The organism is Burkholderia sp. TSV86, from assembly GCF_001522865.1.
Classification (GTDB): domain Bacteria; phylum Pseudomonadota; class Gammaproteobacteria; order Burkholderiales; family Burkholderiaceae; genus Burkholderia.
Genome location: NZ_LOWB01000073.1, coordinates 57,246 through 82,441 on the forward strand (window position 1 = coordinate 57,246; position 25,196 = coordinate 82,441).

The 25,196-nt window shown below is 64.9% G+C and carries 31 protein-coding genes and 1 pseudogene; 31 read left to right on the forward strand and 1 reads right to left on the reverse strand.

The annotated features are described in order from the left end of the window. Window positions 1-14 precede the first annotated feature (14 nt). The 28 genes and pseudogenes from thiS (at window position 15) to tatC (ending at window position 20,834) form a co-directional block, all read left to right on the forward strand. A complete protein-coding gene (thiS, locus tag WS68_RS11695; protein WP_156429477.1) occupies window positions 15-212 on the forward strand; it encodes a sulfur carrier protein ThiS in 198 nt (65 codons plus the stop codon). A gap of 103 nt (window positions 213-315) precedes the next feature. Further along, entirely contained in the window at window positions 316-1,131 is an 816-nt protein-coding gene (locus WS68_RS11700; RefSeq protein ID WP_059570963.1) for a thiazole synthase, read from the forward strand. 139 nt (window positions 1,132-1,270) lie between these two features. Further along, window positions 1,271-2,575 (forward strand): thiamine phosphate synthase, encoded by a 1,305-nt coding sequence (thiE, locus tag WS68_RS28905; protein WP_231753000.1) that lies wholly within the window; start codon window positions 1,271-1,273, stop codon window positions 2,573-2,575. 81 nt (window positions 2,576-2,656) lie between these two features. Continuing rightward, window positions 2,657-3,478, forward strand: a complete 822-nt coding sequence (locus tag WS68_RS11710; protein WP_059570964.1) for an ABC transporter ATP-binding protein — start codon at window positions 2,657-2,659, stop codon at window positions 3,476-3,478. Further along, window positions 3,475-4,242, forward strand: coding sequence for a lipid asymmetry maintenance ABC transporter permease subunit MlaE (mlaE, locus tag WS68_RS11715; RefSeq protein WP_059570965.1), 768 nt, complete (start codon window positions 3,475-3,477; stop codon window positions 4,240-4,242). Before WS68_RS11710 ends, mlaE begins: the two co-directional genes overlap by 4 nt. A gap of 11 nt (window positions 4,243-4,253) precedes the next feature. Continuing rightward, entirely contained in the window at window positions 4,254-4,778 is a 525-nt protein-coding gene (gene mlaD / locus WS68_RS11720) for an outer membrane lipid asymmetry maintenance protein MlaD (protein WP_059570966.1), read from the forward strand. A 56-nt stretch (window positions 4,779-4,834) separates the two neighbouring features. Then, window positions 4,835-5,755 (forward strand): MlaA family lipoprotein, encoded by a 921-nt coding sequence (locus WS68_RS11725; protein ID WP_059570999.1) that lies wholly within the window; start codon window positions 4,835-4,837, stop codon window positions 5,753-5,755. Window positions 5,756-5,874: 119 nt separating this feature from the next. After that, window positions 5,875-6,507: an MlaC/ttg2D family ABC transporter substrate-binding protein gene (locus tag WS68_RS11730; RefSeq protein ID WP_059570967.1), complete on the forward strand. Its 633-nt coding sequence runs from the start codon at window positions 5,875-5,877 to the stop codon at window positions 6,505-6,507. Continuing rightward, window positions 6,504-6,773, forward strand: a complete 270-nt coding sequence (locus tag WS68_RS11735) for an STAS domain-containing protein (RefSeq protein WP_059570968.1) — start codon at window positions 6,504-6,506, stop codon at window positions 6,771-6,773. The genes WS68_RS11730 and WS68_RS11735 overlap by 4 nt, the downstream gene beginning before the upstream one ends. Window positions 6,774-6,974: 201 nt before the next feature. After that, window positions 6,975-7,901, forward strand: a complete 927-nt coding sequence (locus tag WS68_RS11740) for an ABC transporter ATP-binding protein (RefSeq protein ID WP_059570969.1) — start codon at window positions 6,975-6,977, stop codon at window positions 7,899-7,901. Continuing rightward, entirely contained in the window at window positions 7,898-8,653 is a 756-nt protein-coding gene (locus WS68_RS11745) for an ABC transporter permease (protein WP_059570970.1), read from the forward strand. Before WS68_RS11740 ends, WS68_RS11745 begins: the two co-directional genes overlap by 4 nt. A 100-nt stretch (window positions 8,654-8,753) precedes the next feature. Further along, on the forward strand, window positions 8,754-8,993 hold the full coding sequence (locus WS68_RS11750) for a BolA family protein (RefSeq protein WP_059570971.1): 240 nt from the start codon (window positions 8,754-8,756) through the stop codon (window positions 8,991-8,993). Window positions 8,994-9,006: 13 nt separating this feature from the next. After that, a pseudogene (murA, locus tag WS68_RS11755) lies at window positions 9,007-10,355 on the forward strand (UDP-N-acetylglucosamine 1-carboxyvinyltransferase). Then, window positions 10,352-11,011 carry an ATP phosphoribosyltransferase gene (gene hisG / locus WS68_RS11760; protein WP_059570972.1) on the forward strand — a complete coding sequence of 220 codons (660 nt, stop codon included), beginning with the start codon at window positions 10,352-10,354 and terminating at the stop codon, window positions 11,009-11,011. Before murA ends, hisG begins: the two are co-directional and overlap by 4 nt. Window positions 11,012-11,052: 41 nt before the next feature. Continuing rightward, the gene (hisD, locus tag WS68_RS11765) at window positions 11,053-12,375 is read left to right on the forward strand and encodes a histidinol dehydrogenase (protein ID WP_059570973.1); all 1,323 of its coding nucleotides are present in this window, start codon (window positions 11,053-11,055) and stop codon (window positions 12,373-12,375) included. A 141-nt stretch (window positions 12,376-12,516) separates the two neighbouring features. Beyond that, complete coding sequence (gene hisC / locus WS68_RS11770; RefSeq protein ID WP_059570974.1) at window positions 12,517-13,587, forward strand: histidinol-phosphate transaminase; 1,071 nt, start codon at window positions 12,517-12,519, stop codon at window positions 13,585-13,587. Window positions 13,588-13,650: 63 nt separating this feature from the next. Beyond that, window positions 13,651-14,238 carry an imidazoleglycerol-phosphate dehydratase HisB gene (gene hisB, locus WS68_RS11775; protein ID WP_059570975.1) on the forward strand — a complete coding sequence of 196 codons (588 nt, stop codon included), beginning with the start codon at window positions 13,651-13,653 and terminating at the stop codon, window positions 14,236-14,238. 54 nt (window positions 14,239-14,292) lie between these two features. Next, window positions 14,293-14,913: a YchE family NAAT transporter gene (locus tag WS68_RS11780; protein ID WP_059570976.1), complete on the forward strand. Its 621-nt coding sequence runs from the start codon at window positions 14,293-14,295 to the stop codon at window positions 14,911-14,913. Between the two features lie 146 nt (window positions 14,914-15,059). Continuing rightward, window positions 15,060-15,701, forward strand: coding sequence for an imidazole glycerol phosphate synthase subunit HisH (gene hisH / locus WS68_RS11785; protein WP_059570977.1), 642 nt, complete (start codon window positions 15,060-15,062; stop codon window positions 15,699-15,701). A 165-nt stretch (window positions 15,702-15,866) separates the two neighbouring features. After that, a complete protein-coding gene (gene hisA / locus WS68_RS11790) occupies window positions 15,867-16,622 on the forward strand; it encodes a 1-(5-phosphoribosyl)-5-[(5-phosphoribosylamino)methylideneamino]imidazole-4-carboxamide isomerase (protein ID WP_059512387.1) in 756 nt (251 codons plus the stop codon). A gap of 85 nt (window positions 16,623-16,707) precedes the next feature. Continuing rightward, window positions 16,708-17,484: an imidazole glycerol phosphate synthase subunit HisF gene (gene hisF / locus WS68_RS11795; RefSeq protein WP_059571000.1), complete on the forward strand. Its 777-nt coding sequence runs from the start codon at window positions 16,708-16,710 to the stop codon at window positions 17,482-17,484. Then, the gene (gene hisI / locus WS68_RS11800) at window positions 17,481-17,894 is read left to right on the forward strand and encodes a phosphoribosyl-AMP cyclohydrolase (RefSeq protein WP_059570978.1); all 414 of its coding nucleotides are present in this window, start codon (window positions 17,481-17,483) and stop codon (window positions 17,892-17,894) included. Before hisF ends, hisI begins: the two co-directional genes overlap by 4 nt. Continuing rightward, window positions 17,891-18,262, forward strand: a complete 372-nt coding sequence (locus tag WS68_RS11805; RefSeq protein ID WP_059512385.1) for a phosphoribosyl-ATP diphosphatase — start codon at window positions 17,891-17,893, stop codon at window positions 18,260-18,262. Before hisI ends, WS68_RS11805 begins: the two co-directional genes overlap by 4 nt. 54 nt (window positions 18,263-18,316) lie before the next feature. Then, window positions 18,317-18,703 carry a DUF4870 family protein gene (locus WS68_RS11810; RefSeq protein ID WP_059512384.1) on the forward strand — a complete coding sequence of 129 codons (387 nt, stop codon included), beginning with the start codon at window positions 18,317-18,319 and terminating at the stop codon, window positions 18,701-18,703. Between the two features lie 27 nt (window positions 18,704-18,730). Further along, complete coding sequence (locus WS68_RS11815) at window positions 18,731-19,111, forward strand: histidine triad nucleotide-binding protein (RefSeq protein WP_059570979.1); 381 nt, start codon at window positions 18,731-18,733, stop codon at window positions 19,109-19,111. A gap of 93 nt (window positions 19,112-19,204) precedes the next feature. Beyond that, the gene (gene tatA, locus WS68_RS11820; RefSeq protein WP_059512382.1) at window positions 19,205-19,438 is read left to right on the forward strand and encodes a Sec-independent protein translocase subunit TatA; all 234 of its coding nucleotides are present in this window, start codon (window positions 19,205-19,207) and stop codon (window positions 19,436-19,438) included. A 26-nt stretch (window positions 19,439-19,464) separates the two neighbouring features. Further along, entirely contained in the window at window positions 19,465-20,010 is a 546-nt protein-coding gene (gene tatB / locus WS68_RS11825; protein ID WP_059570980.1) for a Sec-independent protein translocase protein TatB, read from the forward strand. A 38-nt stretch (window positions 20,011-20,048) separates the two neighbouring features. Then, complete coding sequence (tatC, locus tag WS68_RS11830) at window positions 20,049-20,834, forward strand: twin-arginine translocase subunit TatC (RefSeq protein ID WP_059570981.1); 786 nt, start codon at window positions 20,049-20,051, stop codon at window positions 20,832-20,834. 164 nt (window positions 20,835-20,998) lie between these two features. On the opposite strand, the gene WS68_RS11835 is transcribed toward tatC, so the two are convergent. Next, a complete protein-coding gene (locus WS68_RS11835; protein ID WP_059570982.1) occupies window positions 20,999-22,204 on the reverse strand; it encodes a Do family serine endopeptidase in 1,206 nt (401 codons plus the stop codon). A gap of 21 nt (window positions 22,205-22,225) precedes the next feature. On the opposite strand from WS68_RS11835, the gene WS68_RS11840 reads away from it, so the two are divergent. The 3 genes from WS68_RS11840 (at window position 22,226) to WS68_RS11850 (ending at window position 25,194) form a co-directional block, all read left to right on the forward strand. Next, window positions 22,226-22,972 carry a Nif3-like dinuclear metal center hexameric protein gene (locus tag WS68_RS11840; RefSeq protein WP_059570983.1) on the forward strand — a complete coding sequence of 249 codons (747 nt, stop codon included), beginning with the start codon at window positions 22,226-22,228 and terminating at the stop codon, window positions 22,970-22,972. Window positions 22,973-23,190: 218 nt separating this feature from the next. After that, entirely contained in the window at window positions 23,191-23,811 is a 621-nt protein-coding gene (petA, locus tag WS68_RS11845; RefSeq protein ID WP_059570984.1) for a ubiquinol-cytochrome c reductase iron-sulfur subunit, read from the forward strand. Continuing rightward, window positions 23,812-25,194, forward strand: coding sequence for a cytochrome b (locus tag WS68_RS11850; RefSeq protein ID WP_059570985.1), 1,383 nt, complete (start codon window positions 23,812-23,814; stop codon window positions 25,192-25,194). Window positions 25,195-25,196: the final 2 nt, after the last annotated feature.

The following is a 25,196-nucleotide window of genomic DNA, read 5'->3' on the forward strand; positions in this document are numbered from 1 at the left end:
CGATGGACAATCCGATCAGTTTCCAGATCAATCAGCAGACGCTGACACTGCCCGGCGGCGCGACGATCGCCGATGCGCTCGCCGCATACGGTGCGCGCCCGCCCTATGCGGTTGCGCTGAACGGCGCGTTCGTCGCGCGCTCGGAGCACGCCACGCGTGCACTCGCGGCGGGCGACAAGCTCGACGTCGTGCATCCGGTGGCGGGCGGCTGATGCCGTCGCGCCCGCGCATGGCCCGCACCGCCCGATTTGACGATCGATTCGCCGCTTGACGGCTGCTTTGGCCGCGGCTTCAGTTTCAACCAAGGATGCTTCGATGACCTCCATTCCTTGCGCCGACACGCTCACGCTTTACGGCAAAACCCTCGCGAGCCGCGTGCTGCTTGGCACGTCGCGCTATCCGTCGCTGCAATCGCTGTCCGATTCAATCGCGGCCGCGCGGCCGGGCATGGTGACGCTCGCGCTGCGCCGGCAAATGAGCGCCGGCACGGCCGAGGCCGGTTTCTTCGAGCTGCTCAAGCAGCATCGCGTGCCGCTGCTGCCGAACACCGCCGGCTGCCAAACGGTTGCCGAGGCGGTGACCACCGCGCAGATGGCGCGCGAGATATTCGACACCGATTGGATCAAGCTCGAACTGATCGGCGACGATTACACGTTGCAGCCGGACCCGGTCGGCCTGGTCGAGGCCGCGACGCTGCTCGTGAAGGACGGCTTCAAGGTATTGCCGTACTGCACCGAGGATCTCGTGATCGGCCGGCGTCTGCTCGACGCCGGTTGCGAGGTGCTGATGCCGTGGGGCGCGCCGATCGGCACCGGCAAGGGCATCGTGAATCCGTATGGGCTGCGCGTGTTGCGCGAGCGGCTGCCCGACGTGCCGCTGATCGTCGACGCAGGGTTGGGCGTGCCGTCGCACGCATGCCAGGTGATGGAGTGGGGGTTCGACGGCGTGCTGCTCAATACGGCGGTGTCACAGGCCACGCATCCGGAGAGCATGGCGCGCGCGTTCGCGCTGGGCGTCGACGCGGGGCGCGCCGCTTATCTCGCGGGCCAAATGGAGCCGCGCGAGGCCGCGCATGCGAGCACGCCCGTCGTCGGAATGCCGTTTTGGCATCAGGATGGGGGGCGCGTATGAGCGGGGCGCAATTTAGCGGGGTGGGGACGCCGGCGGGAAGGGCCGCCGACGGGGGGCGCGGCACGCGCATCCGCGCCACGCCGTCCGATCGGCCGGGGGTGTTCCCGGCCGGGTTTACCGATGCGCTGGGCGGCCGGCTATGAGCGCCGCTCTGTCCGATATATTCTGGCCGCCCGCCGACGAGCTTGCCGAAGCCGCCGAGCGGATTCGCGCGAGGCTCGGCGTATGGCCCGCGTCAACCGTGCCGGCGCGCATCTGCCTTGCGCCGCCCGAGTCTCCGCGCGCGGGCGATGTCGTTGTCGCGGCGGCGGGCGACGCCGCCGCGCGCGGCGAGTCTCTCGCGCGGCTGACGGCGGCGGGGGCGGCCGTGATCGTGATCGATGATGCATCGGCGGCTCTCCATGCGGGCGGCTCGCACTGCGCGCTCGCTTCGCGCGCGCCGCTCGCGGACGACTGGATCGCCGCGCTCGCCGCATTCATCGATTGCGGCCTCGACATGCGCGACGCGCTCGTCCTCGCGCTTGCGTGGCGCGACGGCGACGAGGCGGCCGGCGCCGGCGCGCATCGCGATGATGCGCGCGATGCCAGGGCCCCTGCGGGCGCGGTGCGCGATGCCGGCCCGCTTGGCGGCGGCACGCGCGGGCGTGGCATGGGCGTAAATCGCAGCGAAGCGCGCGGTAGCGGCACGGATTGCGCCGATCCTTGCCGCCCCGGCACAGCCGCGCATGCTGACGGCAACCTCCCGCCATGGCCGACGGATTTCGCGCGCCTGCCGCACGCGTTGAGCGCGCCGGCCGCACCCGCGCCCGGTTTTCCGCCATGCCCGGAGCGGCTGGGCCTCTACGCGGTGCTGCCGAGCGCCGACTGGGTCGAAAGGGTGCTCGATTGCGGCGTGACGACCGTTCAGTTGCGCGTGAAGGGGGCGGCGCCCGACAGGCTGCGCGCGGAAATCGAGCGTGCCGTCGCCGCGAGCCGCCGCTATCCGCAGGCGCGCCTGTTCATCAACGATCATTGGCGGCTTGCGCTCGAGGCGGGCGCCTACGGTGTCCACCTTGGCCAGGAGGATCTCGAAACCGCCGATCTGGCCGCGATCGCGCATGCGGGCGCGCGGCTTGGGCTGTCGAGTCACGGCTACTACGAAATGCTCGTCGCGTTGCACGCCAAGCCGAGCTATCTCGCGCTCGGCCCGGTATTCGCGACCCGCACCAAAGCCGATGCCGCGCCGCCGCAAGGGCTCGCGCGCATCGCGCGCTATGCGCGCATCGCCACCGGGCGCGCGCCGCTCGTCGCGATCGGCGGGATCACCGTCGACACGCTCGCGGCCGTGCTCGCGACGGGGGTGGGCAGTGCGGCGGTCGTCAGCGCGGTCACCGGCGCGGCCGACTATCGATCGGCAATTATTGCAATGCAAAAGGTATTTGCCGGTCAATTTGACAATCTCTGACTGGCCCGCAGGGGGCGTCGCAACAACATTCCGGTGCAGGCCCTATAATTCGACGTTCCGCGTAACAGGAATGTCAGCTCCGTGAGCGCCTCCTTCTCCGAGTCCCTGCTAGAGCTTCGCGACGTCGATTTCGGCTACGGCGATCGTCTTGTGCTGTCGAACCTGAACATGCGCTTCGCGCGCGGCCAAGTGGTCGCGGTGATGGGCGGTTCCGGCTGTGGCAAGACGACCGTGCTGCGCCTGATCGGCGGGCTCGTGCGCGCGCGCCGCGGCCAGGTGCTGTTCGACGGCGACGACGTCGGCGCGCAAACGCGCGACGGCCTTTATACGCTGCGCCGCAAGATGGGAATGTTGTTCCAGTTCGGTGCGCTGTTTACCGACATGTCGGTGTTCGACAACGTCGCGTTCGCGCTGCGCGAGCACACCGATTTGCCCGAAGCGTTGATCCGCGATCTCGTGCTGATGAAGCTCAACGCGGTCGGCCTGCGCGGCGCGCGCGATCTGATGCCGTCCGAGGTGTCGGGCGGGATGGCGCGGCGTATCGCGCTTGCGCGTGCGATCGCGCTCGATCCGCAGCTCATCATGTACGACGAGCCGTTCGCGGGGCTCGATCCGATTTCGCTCGGCATCACCGCGAACCTGATCCGCACGCTGAATCAGGCGCTCGGCGCGACGTCGATCCTCGTCACGCACGACGTGCCGGAATCGTTCGCGATCGCCGATTACGTGTATTTCCTCGCGAACGGCGGCGTTCTGGCCGAGGGCACGCCGGACGAGCTGCGCGCGTCGACCGAGCCGAGCGTGCGCCAATTCATCGACGGCGCGCCGGACGGCCCGTTCAAATTTCACTACATGAGCCAGCCGCTCGCGGCGGACTTCGGACTAGGCGGAGGGCGCGGATGATCAGCGCGATCGGACGTTTCGTGATCGGCGGACTCGAGCGCACGGGCTACGCGAGCCGGATGTTCGTGCGCGTCGTGCTCGAATTCTTCTCGTTGCTGAAAAGGCCGCGGCTGGTCACGAAGCAGATTCACTTTCTCGGCAATTATTCGTTCGTGATCATCGCCGTGTCGGGGCTGTTCGTCGGCTTCGTGCTCGGGCTGCAGGGCTATTACACGCTGAACCGCTACGGCTCCGAGCAGGCGCTCGGCCTGCTCGTCGCGCTGTCGCTCGTGCGCGAGCTTGGCCCGGTGGTGTCGGCGCTGCTGTTCGCCGGCCGCGCGGGCACGTCGCTGACGGCCGAAATCGGCCTGATGAAGGCGGGCGAGCAACTGACCGCGCTCGAAATGATGGCGATCGATCCGCTGAAGAACGTGATCGCGCCGCGGATGTGGGCGGGCGTGATCGCGATGCCGCTGCTCGCGGCGATCTTCAGCGCGGTCGGCGTGCTTGGCGGCTACGTCGTCGGCGTGCTGCTGATCGGCGTCGATTCCGGCGCGTTCTGGTCGCAGATGCAGGGCGGCGTCGCGATATGGGCGGACGTCGGCAACGGCGTGCTCAAGAGCGTCGTGTTCGGTTTTGCCGTCACGTTTATTGCGCTGTTTCAAGGGTACGAAGCGAAGCCGACGCCCGAAGGCGTGTCGCGCGCGACGACCAAGACCGTCGTGTACGCGTCGCTTGCCGTGCTCGGCCTCGATTTCCTGCTGACCGCGTTGATGTTCAGCTAAGCCTTTTTGGGATGACGATGAAAAAGACTGCTCTCGACTTCTGGGTCGGCCTCTTCGTGGTGTTGGGCTTTCTCGCGCTGCTGTTCCTCGCGCTGAAGGTCGGCAACATGAGTTCGCTGTCGTTTCAGCCGACTTATACAGTGAAGATGAAATTCGACAACATCGGCGGGCTGAAGCCGCGCGCGGCGGTCAAGAGCGCGGGCGTGGTGGTCGGCCGGGTCGGCTCGATCGGCTTCGATTCGAACACCTATCAGGCGCTCGTGACGATCGATCTCGATAAGCAGTATCAGTTTCCGAAAGATTCGTCGGCGAAGATCCTGACGTCCGGGCTGCTCGGCGAGCAGTACATCGGCCTCGAGCCTGGCGGCGACACGGAAATGCTGAAATCCGGCGACACGATTACGATGACGCAATCGGCAATCGTGCTCGAGAACCTGATCGGCCAGTTCCTATACAGCAAGGCGGCGGACGCGGGCGGCTCGAAGCCGGCCGCGGCATCAGGCGCGGCCGCCGCGTCGGGCGCCCCCGCGCATTGAGCGTGCGGCGCGCCGAGCCGGTGACAGACGATAGAAAACGCGAGGGAAAGAACATCATGCAGACGATTCGCATCAGCCACGCAATGCTGACGCTCACGGCCGCGGCGGCATTGAGCGGCTGCGCGACGGTGCAAACGCCCACGAAAGGCGATCCTTTCGAAGGCTTCAACCGGACGATGTACAAGTTCAACGACACGGTCGATACCTATGCGCTCAAGCCCGTCGCGCGCGGTTACCAGTGGGCGGTGCCGCAGCCGGTGCGCGACAGCGTGACCAATTTCTTCTCGAATATCGGCGACGTCTATATCGCCGCGAACAATATCGTGCAGTTGAAAATCGCCGACGGCGTCGGCGACATCATGCGCGTCGTGATCAACACGGTGTTCGGCGTCGGCGGCCTGTTTGACGTCGCGACGCTCGCAAAGCTGCCGAAGCACACGAACGACTTCGGCGTGACGCTCGGCCATTACGGTGTGCCGAGCGGCCCGTACCTCGTGCTGCCGTTCCTCGGCTCGAGCACGGTGCGCGACACGGCGGGCCTCGCGGTCGATTACGCGGGCAACCCGCTCACCTACGTGAGCCCGAATTCGGTGAGCTGGGGGCTGTTTGGCTTGAACCTCGTCAATACGCGCGCGAACCTGCTCGGCGCGGGCGACGTGCTCAATGCGGCCGCCATCGACAAATATTCGTTCGTGCGCAATGCGTACCTGCAGCGCCGTCAGTTGCTGATCGGCGGCAACGCGCAGGCCGACCTGCCGAACTATGGTGACCAGGCGCTGCCGAAGTACGATATGCCGGACGACGGCGCGGCCGCCGCGGGTGCCGCGACGGCGGCGTCCGGTGCCGAGCCGGCGCAGGCCGCGTCCGCACCGGCCGCGGCTGAGCCGAACCCGGCCAGCGCGACGCAGGTGCCGCCGCAGCAGGTGGTGCCGCCGTCGCCGGGCGGGATTCACCTGCCGAGCATCCGGCTGCATTGAGTCCGCCCCGGCGCTTACACTCGTTACAGCCGGAAACGATTCTGACGGCGATGGCGCGAACTTGTGCCGCCGCTGCCGGTTCCAAGTTCTGGCACTGATCACATACGCAGGACATACTTATGAAGAAACTGTTTCTGATCCCCGTTTTCGCCGCGCTGTTCTCGTTTGGCGCGGCCGCCGCACATGCCGAAGTCGACCAATCGAATCCGCAGGCGCTGATCAAGACCGCGACGCAGCAGGTGCTCGACGAAGTGCGCACACAGACGATCAAGCAGGGCGACACCGCGCGCATCATGACGATCGTCAACAAGGACATCCTGCCGTACACCGATTTCCGCCGGACCACGCAGCTTGCGATGGGCCGCAACTGGCGCACCGCGACGCCCGCGCAGCAACAGCAGGTGCTCGAGCAGTTCAAGATGCTGCTGATCCGCACGTATTCGGGCGCGCTCGCGCAACTGAAGCCGGATCAGCAGATTCAATATCCGCCGTTCCGCGCCGATCCGGATGCAACGGACGTCGTCGTGCGCACAGTGGCGATGAACAACGGTCAACCGGTGCAGATCGACTATCGTCTGTACAAGGCACCGCAGGGCTGGCGCGTGTATGACCTGAACGTGCTGGGCGCATGGCTGATCCAAACGTACCAGCAGCAGTTCAACGAGAAAATCCAGCAAAGCGGCGTGGACGGCCTGATCCAGTTCCTGACCGAACGCAACCAGCAGCTTGCTTCGGGCAAGCAATCGTCGTGAGCCGCTTCGGCACTGGTGCGACGCTGACCCACGCAAGCGCGAAGGCCGTGCTTGCGCAAGGTCTCGCGCATATTGACGCGGGCGCGACGGCAGTCGATTGCGGCGCGCTCACCCAGTTCGATTCATCCGCGCTGGCGGTGCTGCTCGCATGGCAGCGCGCCGCGCGTGAGCGCGGCGCCACGCTCGACATCCTCAACGTGCCGCCGAAGCTTGCAAGTCTCGCGCAGGCTTACGGCATCGACACCCTTCTCCCAGGGCGGCATTGACGCCCGCATCGAGGCCCGCCGGCGGCTGACGCGCCGCCGCCAAGCGGGCCGCCGGGCTCCGGCTTGCGTGTCGGGGTTCCCCGGCCGGCTTGGCCGGTTTGCCCTATAATCAACCGTTTTGCAGGACTGCCGAACGGTCCCCATTTCCTCCTTGCGCATCAGCATAAAGAAGGCATCGCGGCCGCCGGGCCGCGCTCAGTCATGTCAGCGATAGAAATCCGTCACGTCAAGAAGCGCTACAAATCGCTTCAGGCGCTCAAGGGTGTCAGCCTGTCGGTCGACGAAGGCGAGTTTTTCGGCTTGCTCGGCCCCAACGGTGCAGGTAAGACCACGCTCATCAGCATTCTTGCCGGCCTCGCGCGTGCCGACGAAGGCACCGTCTCGGTGCGCGGCCACGACGTCGTCAAGGATTTCCGCGCGGCGCGGCGCGCACTTGGCGTCGTGCCGCAGGAGCTGGTGTTCGATCCGTTCTTCTCGGTGCGCGAGACGCTCAGGATCCAGTCGGGCTATTTCGGGCTGCGCCGCAACGACGACTGGATTGACGAAGTAATGGACAACCTCGGCCTGGCCGATAAAGCCGATTCGAACATGCGCGCGCTGTCGGGCGGGATGAAGCGGCGCGTGCTGGTCGCGCAGGCGCTCGTTCACCGGCCTCCCGTGATCGTGCTCGACGAACCGACCGCGGGCGTCGATGTCGAACTGCGCCAAACGCTGTGGAAGTTTATTTCGCGGCTGAACCGCGAAGGCCATACGATCGTGCTGACGACGCACTATCTCGAAGAGGCTCAGGCGCTGTGCGACCGGATCGCGATGCTCAGGCGCGGCGAAGTTGTCGCGCTCGAGCGCACCCGCGCGCTGCTGCAGCGCTTCTCGGGGCTGCAACTGTTCGTGCGCCTGTCGCGCGGCGTGCTGCCCGCCGAGCTGCGTGCGCTCGAGGTCGAGGCTGAGCCCGCGTCCGCGCCCGGTCATCTGCTGCGCGTCGGCGATTATGACGAGGTCGAGAGGATTCTCGCGCGATGCCGTGCGGCCGGCTGCGGCTTCGACGAAATCGAGATCCGCAAGGCCGATCTGGAGGATGTGTTCGTGCAAATCATGAGCGGCGCGGAAGTCGTCGAGGGCTTGGCATGAACGGGTTTCGCACGTTGTTCCACAAGGAGATCCTGCGGTTCTGGAAGGTGTCGTTCCAGACGGTGCTCGCGCCCGTCGTCACCGCGCTGCTGTATTTGACGATCTTTGGCCACGCGCTCACCGGGCGCGTGAACGTGTATCCGGGTGTCGAATACGTGAGCTTTCTCGTGCCAGGCCTCGTGATGATGAGCGTGCTGCAGAACGCGTTCGCAAACAGCTCGTCGTCGCTGATCCAATCGAAGATCACCGGCAATTTGGTGTTCGTGCTGCTGCCGCCGTTGTCGTATGCGGATATCTTCGGCGCTTACGTGCTTGCGTCGGTGGTGCGTGGGCTCGCGGTCGGCGCGGGTGTGTTCGCCGTGACGATCTGGTTTATCCCGGTCGGCTTCGCCGCGCCGTTCTACATCGTCGCGTTCGCGCTGTTCGGCTCGGCGATCCTCGGCACGCTCGGCCTCATCGCCGGCATCTGGGCCGAGAAGTTCGACCAGCTTGCCGCATTTCAGAACTTCCTCATCATGCCGCTCACTTTCCTGTCGGGCGTGTTCTATTCGACGCACTCGCTGCCGCACGTCTGGCGCGAGTTGTCGAGGCTTAATCCGTTTTTCTACATGATCGACGGCTTTCGCTATGGGTTCTTCGGCGTCGCCGACGTCAATCCGGCCGCGAGCCTCGCGATCGTCGCCGGATTTTTCGTGCTGCTTGCGCTGATCGCGATGCGTTTGCTCGCGACCGGCTATAAGCTGCGCCATTGAAATGAAGCCAATTCCGTCCGCCGCGTTTGCCGCGCGCCGTTCGCGCGCGCCTGCACGCCCGACGCGGCGCGGCGCATATTGATGCATAGAGGAGCATGTCATGTTGCCGACTCCCGAACAGGTCAAGCAATACATCGAGGCGGGCCTTGCCTGCACTCATCTGGAAGTCGAAGGCGACGGCCAGCATTTTTTCGCGACGATCGTGTCGCCCGCCTTCGAGGGCAAGCGGCCGGTCGCGCGGCATCAGCTCGTCTATGCGGCGCTCGGCGAGCGCATGAAGCAGGAAATCCACGCGCTCAGCATGAAGACGCTGACGCCCGCCGAATGGCAGAACGTATAACCGGAAACGCCTAGTGCAAGTCACCGTCAACGAACGCGACGCCGTCGAGCGCGTCGCCACGGTAGCCCCGGCCGATAATCGGGAAGCGCATGGATCAGGGATGGACAAGCTCGCGATCGACGGCGGCCGGCGTCTGGCCGGCGAGATCGCGGTGTCGGGCGCGAAGAACGCGGCGCTGCCAATTCTTTGCGCGAGCCTTTTGAGCGCGCAGCCCATTCATCTGGACAACGTGCCGGACCTGAAGGACGTGCGCACGATGCTCAAGCTGCTCGCCCAGATGGGGGTGCGCGACGAGACGAGCGGCGCGCGCGTCGCGCTCGACGCATCGCGCGTCGACAATCCGGTCGCCCCCTACGAACTCGTGAAGACGATGCGCGCGTCGATTCTCGTGCTCGGGCCGCTCGTTGCGCGCTTCGGTTATGCGAAGGTGTCGCTGCCGGGCGGCTGCGCGATCGGCGCGCGGCCGGTGGATCAGCACATCAAGGGCTTGCAGGCGATGGGCGCGGAGATCCATATCGAGCACGGCTATATCGAGGCGCGCGCGAAACGTCTGAAGGGCGCGCGAATGTCACCGACATGATCACCGTCACCGGCACCGAGAACCTGCTGATGGCGGCGGCGCTCGCCGACGGCGAGACGGTGATCGAGAATGCCGCGCGCGAGCCGGAGGTGGCCGATCTCGCGCGTCTGCTCGTCGCGATGGGCGCGCGCATCGACGGAATCGGCACCGACCGGCTCGTGGTCCAAGGCGTCGACGCGCTGCACGGCGCGGCGCACACGGTGATTGCGGATCGGATCGAGGCGGGCACGTTCCTGTGCGCGGTCGCGGCGGCGGGCGGCGACGTGACGCTGACCGGCATGCGCGCGCACATTCTCGACGCGGTGATCGACAAGCTGCGCGAAGCCGGCGTGACGATCGACGAAGGCGACGACTGGCTGCGCGTGCGGATGGGCCGCCGCCCGCGGGCGGTGGCGATCCGCACGTCCGAATATCCGGCGTTTCCGACCGACATGCAGGCGCAGTTCATGGCGCTCAACGCGATCGCGGACGGCACCGCGCCCGTGATCGAGACGATCTTCGAGAACCGTTTCATGCACGTGCAGGAGCTGAACCGGCTCGGCGCGAACATCACGATCGACGGCAACACGGCGCTCGTCGCGGGCGTGCCGAAGCTGTCCGGCGCGAACGTGATGGCGACCGACCTGCGCGCGTCCGCGAGCCTCGTGATCGCGGGGCTGACCGCGCACGGCGAGACGCTCGTCGAGCGCATCTATCATCTCGACCGCGGCTACGACCGGATGGAAGCGAAGCTGACGGCCGTCGGCGCGAGCGTGCGCCGTATTTCGGGGAGCCAAGCATGACGAGCGTACCGTTGACGCTGGCGTTGTCGAAAGGGCGTATCTTTGAGGAAACCGTGCCGCTGCTCGCGGCAGCGGGCGTGACGGTCGCCGAGGACCCGGAGCGTTCGCGCAAGCTGATCCTGCCGACCACCGATCCGAACCTGCGCGTGATCGTCGTGCGGGCGACCGACGTGCCTACCTACGTCGAGTACGGCGCGGCCGATTTCGGCGTGGCCGGCAAGGACGTGCTGATCGAGCACGGCGGTTCGGGGCTTTACCAGCCGATCGATCTGGACATCGCGCGCTGCCGGATGTCGGTGGCGGTGCCGGCCGGCTTCGATTATGCGAGCGCGGTGCGCCAGGGCGCGCGGCTGCGTGTGGCGACGAAGTACGTGCAGACCGCCCGCGAGCATTTCGCCGCGAAGGGAGTGCACGTCGACCTGATCAAACTGTACGGTTCGATGGAGCTTGCACCGCTCGTCGGCCTTGCCGACGCGATCGTCGATCTGGTGAGCTCGGGCGGCACGTTGAAGGCGAACAATTTGGTCGAGGTCGAGGAGATCATGCCGATCTCGTCGCGCCTCGTCGTGAACCAGGCCGCGCTGAAACTCAAGCGCGCCGCGCTGAAGCCGTTCCTCGACGCGTTCGAATGCGCGTCCAGACGAGACGGAATCTGACCCCGAAAGATTTTCGGCGTATTACCGAAACGGATGACAGCATGGCTATCAAGATTCGCAAACTCGATTCGGCAAACGAGGGTTTCGATGCCGAACTACGCGCGGTGCTTGCGTTCGAGGCGAGCGAGGACGACGCGATCGAGCGCTCGGTCGCGCAGATTCTGGCGGACGTGAAGGCGCGCGGCGACGCCGCGGTGCTCGACTACACGAACCGCTTCGACCGGCTCGATGCGCCGAGCGTCGCGGCGCTCGAGCTGCCGCTCGACGCGTTGCAGACGGCGCTCGACGGCCTGGAGCCGAAGCGCCGTGCCGCGCTCGAGGCTGCCGCCGCGCGTGTGCGCGGCTATCACGAGAAGCAGAAGATCGAATGCGGCAGCCATAGCTGGCAATACACGGAAGCCGATGGCACGGTGCTCGGGCAGAAAGTGACGCCGCTCGACCGCGTCGGCCTGTACGTGCCGGGCGGCAAGGCCGCGTATCCGTCGTCGGTGCTGATGAACGCGATTCCGGCGCGGGTCGCGGGCGTCGGCGAGATCGTGATGGTCGTGCCGACGCCGGACGGCGTGAAGAACGATCTGGTGCTCGCCGCGGCGTTGCTGGGCGGCGTCGACCGCGTGTTCACGATCGGCGGCGCGCAGGCCGTGGCCGCGCTCGCATACGGCACCGAGACGGTGCCTGCCGTCGACAAGATTTGCGGGCCGGGCAACGCATATGTCGCGTCGGCGAAGCGCCGCGTGTTCGGCACGGTCGGCATCGACATGATTGCCGGGCCGTCGGAAATCCTCGTGCTGTGCGACGGCACGACCGATCCGTACTGGGTCGCGATGGATCTGTTCTCGCAGGCCGAACACGACGAGCTTGCGCAATCGATCCTGCTGTGCCCGGACGACGCGTTCATCGCGCGCGTCGAGAAGGCGGTCGACGAGCTGTTGCCGTCGATGCCGCGCCAGGATGTGATCCGCGCGTCGCTCGAAGGCCGCGGCGCGCTCGTCAAGGTGCGCGATATGGAGCAGGCGTGCAGGATCGCGAACGATATCGCGCCCGAGCACCTCGAGATCTCCGCGCTCGAGCCGCAGCAATGGAGCAAGCTGATCCGTCATGCGGGCGCGATCTTCCTCGGCCGCTATACGAGCGAGAGCCTCGGGGACTACTGCGCGGGCCCGAACCACGTGCTGCCGACGTCGCGCACCGCGCGTTTCTCGTCGCCGCTCGGGGTCTACGATTTCTTCAAGCGTTCGAGCGTGATCGAAGTAAGCGCGGAAGGCGCGCAAACGCTTGGCGAGATCGCCTCCGAGCTTGCTTACGGGGAAGGATTGCAGGCGCATGCGAAAAGCGCCGAGTACCGGATGAGACAAAACGGCTGAGCGCCGTGCAAGCACGGCGCGAGCTGGAGCAACCAGAAAGACGATCCCCCGAGACCAGGCCGGCCAAGCGTCTCGCGCGATGCCGGGCGTCGCGCGGGCGCGCCTTGCCGGAACCACGCGGCGCATGACGCCGCCGCCGCCATGACCACGCCAGAAGACATCATCCGCCGCGACGTGCTCGCGATGACCAGCTATCCGGTGCCGGACGCGACGGGCTTCGTGAAGCTCGACGCGATGGAGAACCCGTATGGGCTGCCCCAGCCGCTCGCGGCCGGGCTCGGCGCGTGCCTCGCGCAGGTCGCGCTGAACCGCTACCCGGCGCCGCGCCCCGCCGCGCTGATCGACGCGCTGCGCACGGCGATGCGCGTGCCCGCCGGCTGCGACGTGCTGCTTGGCAACGGCTCAGACGAAATTATCGCGATGCTCGCCACCGCATGCGCGAAACCGGGCGCGAAGGTGCTCGCGCCGGTGCCGGGCTTCACGATGTACGAGCAACTCGCGCGGCTCGCGCAGCTCGACTTCGTCGGCGTGCCGCTCGCGGCCGATCTGACGCTCGACGTCGACGCGATGCTCGCGGCGCTCGCCGAGCACCAGCCGGCGCTTGTCTATCTCGCATACCCGAACAACCCGACAGGCACGCTGTTTCCGCAGCGCGACATCGAACGGATTATCGCGGCCGCGCGCGCGAGCCTCGTCGTGATCGACGAGGCATACCAGCCGTTCGCGCAGCATAGCTGGCTGCCGCGCGCGGACGAGTTCGACAACGTGGTGGTGATGCGCACGATGTCGAAGCTCGGGCTCGCGGGCATCCGTCTGGGCTATCTCGTCGGACGGCCCGTGTGGCTCGCGCACCTCGACAAGGTGCGCCCGCCTTATAACGTCAACGTGCTCACGCAGGCGGCGGCCGAATACCTGCTCGCGCATCTGGATGTGCTCGACGCGCAAGCCGCCGAGTTGCGCGCGGCGCGCGCCGGCCTGGCGCAGGCGATCGGCGTGCTGCCGGGTGCGACGGTGTTTCCGAGCGCGGCGAATTTCCTGCTGGTGCGGGTGCCGGACGCGGCTGCCGTGTTCGATGTCCTTTTGACCGAGCGGGTGCTGGTCAAAAACGTGAGTAAAATGCATCCGTTGCTGGCCGATTGCTTGCGCATAACGATTGGGTCTCCCGACGAAAATGCGCGTCTTCTGGCCGCGTTGAAGCTGGCGCTGCCCTGACGGGCCATCTCGGGGCGCCGCGTTTCGGGTCCCCATTTAATTCAGTCAATTCAAGGAATCACCATGCGCGTGGCGCAAGTCGTTCGCAACACTAGCGAAACGCAGATCCGTGTGAAGATCGACCTCGACGGCGCGGGCAAGCAAAAGCTCGCGACCGGCGTGCCGTTTCTCGACCATATGCTCGATCAGATCGCGCGCCATGGTCTCGTCGATCTCGATATCGAAGCGCATGGCGACACGCACATCGACGATCACCATACGGTCGAAGACGTCGGCATCACGCTCGGCCAGGCCGTGGCGAAAGCGGTCGGCGACAAGAAGGGGATTCGCCGCTACGGCCATGCTTATGTGCCGCTCGACGAGGCGCTGTCGCGCGTCGTGATCGATTTCTCCGGGCGTCCGGGGCTCGAATTCCATGTGCCGTTCACGCGTGCGCGGATCGGCACGTTCGACGTCGATCTGTCGATCGAATTCTTCCGCGGCTTCGTCAACCATGCGGGTGTGACGCTGCATATCGACAATCTGCGCGGCATCAACGCGCATCATCAGCTCGAAACGGTGTTCAAGGCGTTCGGCCGCGCGCTGAGGATGGCGGTGGAACTGGATGAGCGCGCGGCGGGACAGATTCCGTCAACGAAGGGCAGCCTCTGAATTCCGGCTGAATAGACAACAACCCCCTGGCTTCGGCGGTTGCGCCGGATCGCGATGGATCTGCTCAAATCGTTCATTTCACTGCTCGCGCTGATCAATCCGCTCGGCGCGGTGCCTTTTTTTCTGAGCCTGACCGCTCAGCAGTCGGACACGGAGCGCCATCACACCATCCGTATCGCGACGATCTCGGTGTTCTGCGTGATCGCAGTGACGGCGTTGCTCGGCCAACAGATCATCGATTTCTTCGGCATTTCGGTGGGCTCGCTGCAGGCGGGCGGCGGGATCATCATGCTGTTGATGGCGATTTCGATGCTCAATGCCCAGACCAGCAACACGCGTTCGACGCCGGAGGAGCGGGACGAGGCGGAATCGAAGAACAGCATCGCGGTCGTGCCGCTTGCCATTCCGCTGCTCACCGGGCCGGGCTCGATCAGCACGGTGATCGTCTATGCAGCGGGCGCTCACCACTGGTATGACCGGTTCGGGCTCGTCGCGATCGGCGCGGTGCTCGCGCTGCTATGTTTTGGTGCAATGCAGTTGGCCGAGCCGATCGCGAATTGGATTGGCCGCACCGGCATCAACATCGTCACGCGGCTGATGGGTTTGATGCTGGCCGCGCTGGCCGTCGAATTCATTGCCAATGGAATCAAGGCCTTGTTGCCTGGACTGAAATGAAACCGCCGCCGCGCTTGCTCAGGCCGCTGTTGCCGACGGATGCGGCACGCTTGCCGGGCAGGGCTGTCTGCCAGGGGCGGCCCGGTAAGTTTTTTTGATTTGGAGCGGGCGCTGCCGCGCCGGCTCCGGTCCCTTGCAAAGCTGACATGAAAACTTCGATTGCGATTGTGGATTATGGGATGGGCAACCTGCGCTCGGTCGCGCAGGCGCTCATGAAAGCGGAGCCCGCCGCCGACGTGGCGATCGTCGATCGGCCTGAAGGGATTCGCGCGGCGGACCGCGTCGTGCTGCCGGGCCAAGGTGCGATGCCGGACTGCATGCGCTGCCTGAACGAGTCCGGGCTTAGGGATGCGGTGGTCGACGCAGCGCGCACCAAGCCGCTGCTCGGTGTGTGCATTGGCGAGCAGATGCTGTTCGATTGGAGTTCGGAAGGCGATACGCCGGGCCTCGGTCTGATGGCGGGCAAGGTGCTGCGCTTCGAGCTTGACGGCCGGCTGCAGGACGATGGCTCGCGCTTCAAGGTGCCGCAGATGGGCTGGAACCGCGTAAGCCAGACTAAGCCGCATCCGTTGTGGGACGGCGTGCCCGACGATGCTTATTTCTATTTCGTGCATAGCTATTACGTCGTAACGGACGATCCGGCGCACGTCGCGGGCGAGACCGATTACGGTGGCGCGTTCACGTCGGCGGTGGCGCGCGACAATCTCTTCGCGACCCAATTTCACCCGGAAAAAAGCGCGCAGGCAGGCTTGCGGCTGTACCGGAATTTTGTCCACTGGAACCCGTGACCGTGTCGCGGCAGCGACACGCGATTTGCGCAAAACGCCCGTCACACGGGCTTTCCGGGCAGTTGCGCGCAACGAGTTGTACTAAACTAGCGACACGGCATCGCACCGGATGGGCCGGCGCACGCCTTTCGATCACTTCATTTTCCCTGACAACACCCGATTGCTATGCTGCTGATTCCGGCCATCGATCTTAAAGACGGTCAGTGTGTGCGCCTCAAACAAGGCGATATGGACCAGGCGACGATTTTTTCCGAGGATCCCGCGGCGATGGCCCGTAAATGGGTCAATCTCGGGGCGCGGCGGTTGCATCTCGTCGATCTGAACGGCGCATTCGCCGGCAAGCCGAAAAATCTCGACGCGATCGAGGCCATTCTCGATGAAGTCGGCGACGAGATTCCCGTGCAACTGGGCGGCGGCATCCGCAGCCTCGAGACGATCGAGAAATATCTGGATGCCGGGTTGTCCTACGTGATCATCGGCACGGCGGCGGTGAAGGACCCGGGCTTTCTGCAGGACGCGTGCAGCGCGTTCGCGGGCAGCATCATCGTCGGCCTCGACGCGAAGGACGGCAAGGTTGCAACCGATGGCTGGAGCAAGCTGACGGGCCATGAAGTGGTCGATCTTGCGAAGAAGTTCGAGGATTACGGCGTCGAGTCGATCGTGTACACCGATATCGGCCGCGACGGGATGCTGCAAGGCATCAACATCGACGCGACCGTCAAGCTCGCGCAGGCGGTCAGCATTCCGGTGATCGCAAGCGGCGGGCTGTCCAACCTCGCGGATATCGACAAGCTCTGCAGCGTGGAGGACGAAGGCATCGAAGGCGTGATTTGCGGCCGCGCGATCTACTCGGGCGATCTCGATTTCGCCGCCGCGCAAAAACGCGCGGACGAACTGAGCGGCGAACTCGACGACGCCTGACGCACGCCCGATCCGCCGATCGTTTTTTCGCCAAGCCGGCCACGCGAACGTGGCCGGCATTACTCGCGGCATGCCGCGCAACATCATGGCTTTAGCTAAACGCATCATTCCCTGTCTCGACGTGACCGCCGGGCGCGTCGTCAAGGGCGTCAATTTCGTCGAGTTGCGCGACGCGGGCGATCCTGTCGAGATCGCGCGTCGCTACGACGAACAAGGTGCCGACGAACTCACGTTCCTTGACATTACCGCGACGTCGGACGGCCGCGATCTGATCCTGCCGATCATCGAGGCGGTTGCGTCGCAGGTGTTCATCCCGCTCACGGTGGGCGGCGGTGTGCGCGCGGTCGAGGACGTCCGGCGGCTTTTGAATGCCGGTGCGGACAAGGTCAGCATGAATTCGTCGGCGGTCGCGAATCCTCAGCTCGTGCGCGACGCGGCCGATAAATACGGCTCGCAGTGCATCGTCGTCGCGATCGACGCGAAGCGCGTGTCCGCCGATGGCGAGCCGCCGCGCTGGGAAGTGTTCACGCACGGCGGCCGCAAGCAAACCGGCCTCGAGGCGGTGGAATGGGCGCGCAAGATGGCCGGGCTCGGCGCGGGCGAGATCCTGCTGACGAGCATGGATCGCGACGGCACCAAGGCAGGCTTCGATCTCGCTCTCACGCGCGCGGTGTCGGACGCGGTGCCGGTGCCCGTGATCGCATCGGGCGGCGTCGGCTCGCTCGAGCATCTGGCTGAGGGCATCATCGACGGCCGCGCGGACGCCGTGTTGGCCGCAAGCATCTTTCACTATGGCGAGCACACGGTCGGTGAGGCAAAGCGCTTCATGGCCGCGCGCGGTATTCCGGTGAGGCTGGGATGAATGACGAACGCAAGCCGGGCGGCTGGCTCGACAAGGTGCGCTGGGACGGCAACGGGCTCGTGCCGGTGATCGCGCAGGATGCGGCGACCGGTGACGTGCTGATGTTCGCGTGGATGAACCGCGAGGCGCTGGCCAAGACGGTCGAGACCAAGCGCGCGGTGTATTTTTCACGCTCGCGGCAGCGCTTGTGGTTCAAGGGCGAAGAGTCGGGTCACGTGCAGCATGTGCGCGAGGTGCGGCTCGATTGCGACGAGGACGTCGTGCTGCTGAAGGTCGAGCAGGTCGCGGGCATCGCGTGCCACACTGGCCGGCGCTCGTGCTTCTTCCAGAAATTCGACGGCACCGTCGACGGCGGCGAATGGATCGCGGTCGATCCGGTGCTCAAAGACCCCGAACAGATCTACAAATGACCACGCAATCGACGACCACCGATACGCTGCTGCGCCTGGCTGCGGTGATCGACAGCCGCAAGGGCGGCGATCCGGAGCAATCGTATGTGTCGCGGCTCTTCCATAAGGGCGACGACGCGGTGCTGAAGAAAATCGGCGAGGAAGCGACCGAAGTGGTGCTCGCCGCGAAGGACGTGCGCCAGGGCGGCGCGCCGTCCGCGCTCGTCGGCGAAGTTGCCGACCTATGGTTTCATTGTCTCGTCGCGCTGTCTCATTTCGATCTCAGTCCCGCCGACGTGCTCGCCGAACTCGAGCGCCGCGAGGGGATGTCCGGCATCGAAGAGAAGGCGCTGCGCAAACGCCGCGAGCGCGAGGCGAACGGCGGATGAGAGCGGTGCGCGATTGCGTGCGCGTGAAATTTGTCATCAAAGGAGAATAGCATCATGCAAGAGTCGCCGAATTCGCTGCCGTCGCTCTCGACCGCGGCTTCCAGCGAACGCCTGCAATCGCTGCGTACATTGACGCACATTCTCTACCTGCTCTATGCGATTCATTGGCTGACGGGTGGTATTACGGGCATCGTCGCGATCATCATTAACTACGTGAAGCGCGACGATACGGTCGGCACCGCGTATCAAGCGCATTTCGAATGGCAGATCCGCACGTTTTGGCGCGCGCTGATTGCTTACTTGATCGGGTTCGCGCTGCTGATCGTCGGCGTCGGTTTCATCGTGCTGGGCGCAGTGTGGATTTGGACGCTTTATCGCATCATCAAAGGTTGGCTGTTTTTGAACGACAACAAGACGCTCGATCCGCAGGCTTGGTTCTGATCCACTCGAGCGGCGTCAGGGAGCACGATGAGTCACGATCCGAATTGCCTGTTTTGCAAGATCGCAGCAGGCGACATTCCGAGCACGAAAGTGCATGAGGACGACGAATTCGTCGCGTTCCGCGACATCCGGCCCGCGGCCGACACGCATGTGCTCGTGATCCCGCGCCGGCATGTGCCGACGCTGTCGTCCGTTACCGCGGAAGATGCGCCGCTGCTTGGTAGAATGTTGGTCCTCGTTGCGAGGCTCGCCGAGCAGCTGGGCTGTGCGTATGTGAGCGGCGGCGGCGCTGGCGGCGAAACCGGCTTCCGGACCGTGATCAACACCGGGCCGGGCGGTGGACAGGAGGTCTACCATCTGCATGCGCATGTTCTGGCCGGGCCGCGTCCGTGGCGCCGGATGGGTTGAGCGGCGAGCGTGCGCCGTTCGGGCGAAGCCGGCGCTGGCTGGCCGGATTGAGAAATGGCGCCGCGAGGCCGGCGCGGTTAGGAGAGTTTCATCATGGGCGGATTGAGTATTTGGCATTGGCTGATCGTATTGCTGATCGTCGCGCTGGTGTTCGGCACGAAGAAACTACGCAATATCGGCAGTGATCTCGGCGGCGCGGTCAAGGGCTTCAAGGACGGCATGCGCGATGCCGACGCGCCGGCGGATGCGCAGCAACTGCCGCGCTCGGGCTCGGTGAACGTCGACGCGAAGGATGCGGCGCGTTCGTCGGACTCGAACAAGGCGTGACGTATCGAAACTGACGGGGCGCCGCGATGCTTGATCTCGGTCTTTCGAAGATGGCGCTGATCGGCGTCGTCGCGCTCGTCGTGCTCGGCCCCGAGCGGCTGCCGCGCGTCGCACGCACGGCGGGCGCCCTGTTCGGGCGCGCGCAGCGCTATATCAACGACGTGAAATCCGAAGTCGCGCGTGAGATCGAACTCGATGCGCTGCGCTCGATGAAGAGCGATTTCGAGCAAGCCGCGCGCAACGTCGAGAATACGATTCACGACAATCTGCGCGAGCATGAGCGCGATCTCAATGCCGCATGGCAATCGGCGGTATCGCCGGGCGAGCCGGGCGGCGGCGTTTTGGCCGATTCCGGCGGCATGCCGGGCGATGCGGGCGCGCCGCTCGCCGATCCGTCGTGGCGCTTGGCGTCCGCCATGCCGGCCAAGCGGCGCAACTGGCGCGTCAAGAAATCGGCTACCCCCGTCTGGTATAAGCGTGCGACCATGCGTCGTACTCAAGTGCAATCCGGCGCGGCGCGCGTCGCGCGGCATCGGCCGGCAAGCCTGCGACGTCCCGTGCGCTTCTTCTGAGCGACGATGCACGTGCATCATTTCAACCGAGGGCCGGTGTGAGCGACCCCCAGCGCAATCCGGACGAAGCGCCGGAAGAATCCTTCATCTCCCATCTCGTCGAACTGCGTGACCGCATCATCCGTGCAGGCGCGGCCGTGATCGTCGTGTTCCTCGGGCTCGTCTATTGGGCGCCCGATATTTTCCGGCTGCTCGCGCGGCCGTTGATGGAGAACTTGCCGAAAGGCGGCAAGATGATCGTCACCGACGTCACCGGCTCGTTCTTCGTGCCAATGAAGGTGACGATGCTCGTCGCACTCGTGATTGCGTTGCCCGTCGTGCTGTACCAGATCTGGGCGTTCGTCGCGCCGGGCCTTTACCAGCACGAGAAGAAGCTTGTCACGCCGCTCGTCGGCAGCAGCTACGTGCTGTTTCTCTGTGGGATGGCGTTTGCGTATTTCGTCGTGTTCCCGACGATTTTCCGCGTGATGGCACATTACAACGCGCCGCTCGGCGCCGAAATGTCGACCGACATCGACAATTACCTGAGTTTCGTACTCGGCATGTTCGTCGCGTTCGGCGTGACGTTTGAAGTGCCGGTCGTCGTCGTGCTGCTCGTGCGGATGGGCGTGCTGAGCGTGAAGAAGCTCAAGGAGATCCGGCCGTATGTGATTGTCGGCGCGTTCGTCGTCGCGGCGGTCGTTACGCCGCCCGACGTATTCTCGCAACTGATGCTCGCGCTGCCGCTCGTTCTGCTCTACGAAGCGGGAATCATCGCCGCGCGCCTGTTCGTGAGCGCGCCCAAGGCGAAAGAAGAAGACGAGGGAACGCCGGCGGCGGGTTGAACGACCGGCGCGTGGCGGTTTGCCGGATCTTCTTCAGCATGTCGCGCGCGGTTCCGGTGGCCTGCGTGAAGTCATGGGGCAACCCGTTCGACGCCGGATCGTCCCGCAGGATGCCGCCTGGCGCCGAATTATCGGGCGGAGCCGAGCGCCGCTGCGCGCGGCCCTTACTCCTGCTCGTCGCCTTGGTCGTCCATTGCCTGCTTCGGCGGCGGCGGCCGCTTGCCGATCACCACCGTCACGTCGAACTCCTTGCCCTTGCGCACCACGTGCACCTTCGTCGGCGTGCCCGGCTTGATCTGCGCGACGACGTTCAAGAGCTTCGTCGTGTCGGTGATCGGCTCGCTCTCGATCGACATCAGGATGTCGCCCGGCTTGATGCCCGCCTTGTCCGCCGGGCCACCTTGCAGCACACCCGCGACGATCGCCCCCGATTTCTGCGACAGATTGAACGAATCGGCGATTTCGGGCGTCACGTCCTGCGGCTCGACGCCGATCCAACCTCGCGTGACGGTACCCGTCGTGATGATGCTTTCGAGCACGTTGCGCGCGGTCGATACGGGAATCGCGAAGCCGATGCCGAGCGAGCCTCCCGAGCGCGAGTAGATTGCCGTGTTGATGCCGAGCAGGTTGCCGTTCACGTCGATGAGCGCGCCGCCCGAATTACCTGGATTGATCGCCGCGTCGGTCTGGATGAAGTTCTCGAACGTGTTGATGCCGAGATGGTTGCGCCCGAGCGCGCTGATGATTCCCATCGTCACCGTCTGGCCGACGCCGAACGGGTTGCCGATTGCCAGCACGACGTCGCCGACCCGCGATTGATCCGAGCGGCCGAGCGTGATCGTCGGCAGGTTCGGTGTGCTGATCTTCAGCACCGCGAGATCGGTTTCCGGATCGCTGCCGATCACTTTCGCGGTTGCGGTGCGGCCATCGGCGAGCGCGACCTCGATTTGGTCCGCGCCGTCGACGACGTGCTGGTTCGTTAGAATGTAACCCTCCGCGCTTACGATGACGCCCGATCCCAGGTTCGCCGCCGGTTCTTCCTGCTGCTTGCGCGCGTTGCGGTCGCCGAAGAAATAGCGGAAGAGCGGATCCTTCGCGCGAGGATCGGACGGCAGCGTGCCGTCCTTGCTGGAAAATACGTTGACGACCGCGGGCATCGCCTTCTGTGCGGCGTCCGCATACGACGCTTGCGCAGGCGCGCCGCCCACGCCGGGCGCCACTTCCCGCAGCGCGACGATCGGCGACGCGAGCTGCTTGCCGAGTTGTCCCTGCCGTTGCAGCCACTGCGGCTTGAGCGTCGCGACGATGAACATCAGTGCGAGCAGCACCGTCACCGCTTGGGCGAAGAACAGCCAGAAGCGTCTAAGCATTTGAAGATATTAGAGGTTTATATGGATCGGATCGAACTTGAATTGTACTTGAACAATACCCTCGAAACGTCGCGGTTCAAGGATTACAGCCCGAACGGTCTTCAGGTGGAAGGCCGGCGAAAGATTGAAAAGATCGCGACCGGCGTGACAGCCTCGCTCGCGTTTATCGATCGCGCGCTCGAATGGGGCGCCGATGCGGTCCTCGTCCATCACGGCTATTTCTGGCGCAACGAGGCGCCGCAGATCACCGGGCGCAAGCAGCAGCGCCTGAAGCGCCTGCTTGCGAACGACCTGAATCTGTTCGCGTACCACCTGCCGCTTGACGCGCATCCGGAACTCGGCAACAACGCGCAGTTGGGCGAGCGCTTGGGCCTGATCGGCGATAGCCGTTTCGGCGACCAGGATCTCGGCTGGATGGCGACGCTGCCGATGCCGGTTACGCTCGAGCATTTCGCGGCGAAGGTCGAGAACACGCTTGGGCGCGCGCCGCTCGTGCTTGGCGAAGCGGACCAGCCGCTGCGCCGCGTCGCGTGGTGCACGGGCGGCGCGCAAAGTTATTTCGACGCGGCGATCGATGCGGGCGCCGATGTGTTTCTGACAGGCGAGGCGTCCGAATTCGTCACGCACGTGTCGGCGGAAAGCGGCGTCGCGTTCGTTGCGGCAGGGCACCATGCGACCGAACGATTCGGTATTCAGGCGCTTGGCCGCCATTTATCCGAGCGATTCGATCTCGAGCATGTTTTTATCGATATTCACAATCCGGTTTAATTCGGTAAATTGATGCGCCGCATCTAAATGGAAATGGATGCGGTAACGTTCAAAGGCTTATCGGGCGGTGCTTGCCGATAGTTCGGGGAAACCCTTGATTAATAATCGAGTCCGGAGAGATTTCGCATTCGGCTCTTGTAAATGACGACTCCATTCGAGCAAACTAGCGGCGGTACGAAATGCCGTGACGGAAATCCAACTCAGAATTGGGGCGTGTAATGCGAGACAAGGAAGAGGAGCACGTCGATAGCAATCGCCGGACCTGGCTGATTTCGACATCGGTGGCAGGCGGCGTCGGTGGCGTCGCCGCCGTCATACCTTTTGCGGCGTCGCTCGCGCCGTCCACCAAGGCGAAGGCGGCCGGCGCGCCGGTCGAAGTCGACATCAGCGCGCTGAAGCCCGGCGAGATGCTGACCGTCGCGTGGCGCGGCAAGCCGGTCTGGGTGCTGAACCGCACCGACGCGATGCTTGCCGACGTTCCGAAGGCGGACAAGGAGGTTGCCGATCCGCTGTCGAAATCCCCGTATTCGATGCCGCTGCCCGCGTATTGCGCGAACGAATACCGGTCGCGCGCCGAGCACAAGAACATCCTGGTCGTGATGGCGGTGTGCACGCACCTCGGCTGCACGCCGAGCCAGCGTTTCACGCCGGGGCCGCAGCCCAACTTGCCCGACGATTGGCCGGGTGGTTTCCTATGCCCGTGCCATGGTTCGACATACGATCTCGCCGGCCGCGTCTTCAAGAACAAGCCGGCGCCGCAGAATCTGGACGTCCCGCCATACATGTTCACGTCGGCCACCACGCTCGTGATCGGCAAGGACGAGAAAGGAGAGGCGTAAATGGCGACCGATAACAAAGAGATCTCCACGACAGGCTTGCTAGGCTGGGTCGACCAGCGCTTTCCCCTTACTTCCACCTGGAAAAAGCACGTTTCCGAGTATTACGCGCCGAAGAACTTCAACGTCTGGTATTTCTTCGGCTCGCTCGCGCTGCTCGTGCTCGTCAACCAGATCGTCACCGGCATCTTCCTGACGATGAACTACAAGCCCGACTCGACACTCGCGTTCGCGTCGGTCGAGTACATCATGCGCGAGGTGCCTTGGGGCTGGCTGATTCGCTACATGCATTCGACGGGCGCGTCGATGTTCTTCGTCGTCGTCTATCTGCACATGTTCCGCGGCCTTTTGTACGGCTCGTACCGCAAGCCGCGCGAACTCGTGTGGATCTTCGGTTGCGCGATTTTCTTATGCCTGATGGCCGAGGCATTCTTCGGCTATCTGCTGCCGTGGGGGCAGATGTCGTACTGGGGGGCGCAGGTGATCGTGAACCTGTTCTCCGCGATCCCGTTTGTCGGCCCGGACTTGTCGCTGTGGATTCGCGGCGATTACGTGGTGTCCGACGTCACGCTGAACCGCTTCTTCGCGTTTCACGTGATCGCGATTCCGCTCGTGCTCGTGGGGCTTGTCGTCGCGCACCTGGTTGCCCTGCACGAAGTCGGATCGAACAATCCGGACGGTATCGAGATCAAGGCGAAGAAGGACGAGAACGGCATTCCGCTCGACGGCATCCCGTTCCATCCGTACTACTCGGTGCACGACTTCTTCGGCGTCTGCGTGTTCCTGATGGTGTTCGCGCTGATCGTGTTCTTCATGCCGGAGATGGGTGGCTATTTCCTCGAGGCGAACAATTTCGTGCCGGCGAATCCGTTGCAGACGCCGCCCGAAATCGCGCCCGTCTGGTACTTCACCGCGTTCTACGCGATGCTGCGCGCGACCACCGACCCGTTCAAGATCGTGCTGATGATCGTCGTCGCGCTGCTCGGGCTGCTCGCGCTCATTCGCGCGCGCGGCAAGGGGAAGATCGCGCTGCCGGTGCTGGCCGCCGCGCTCGTCGCCTTCATGTATGCGACCGAATCGAAGTTCTGGGGCGTCGTCGTGATGGGCTCGGCCGTCGTCACGCTGTTCTTTCTGCCGTGGCTCGACAGGAGTCCGGTGAAGTCGATCCGCTACCGGCCGTTCTTCCACAAGGTGTTCTTCGGGATCTTCGTCGCTGCGTTCCTGACGCTCGCGTTCCTCGGCACGCGGCCGCCTTCGCCCGCCGCGACGCTGATCGCGCAGATTTGCGCGCTCGTCTACTTCGCGTTTTTCCTCGGCATGCCGTTCTGGACGCCGCTGGGCAGGTTCAAGCAGCCGCCTGAACGCGTGCGGTTCAAACCCCATTGATC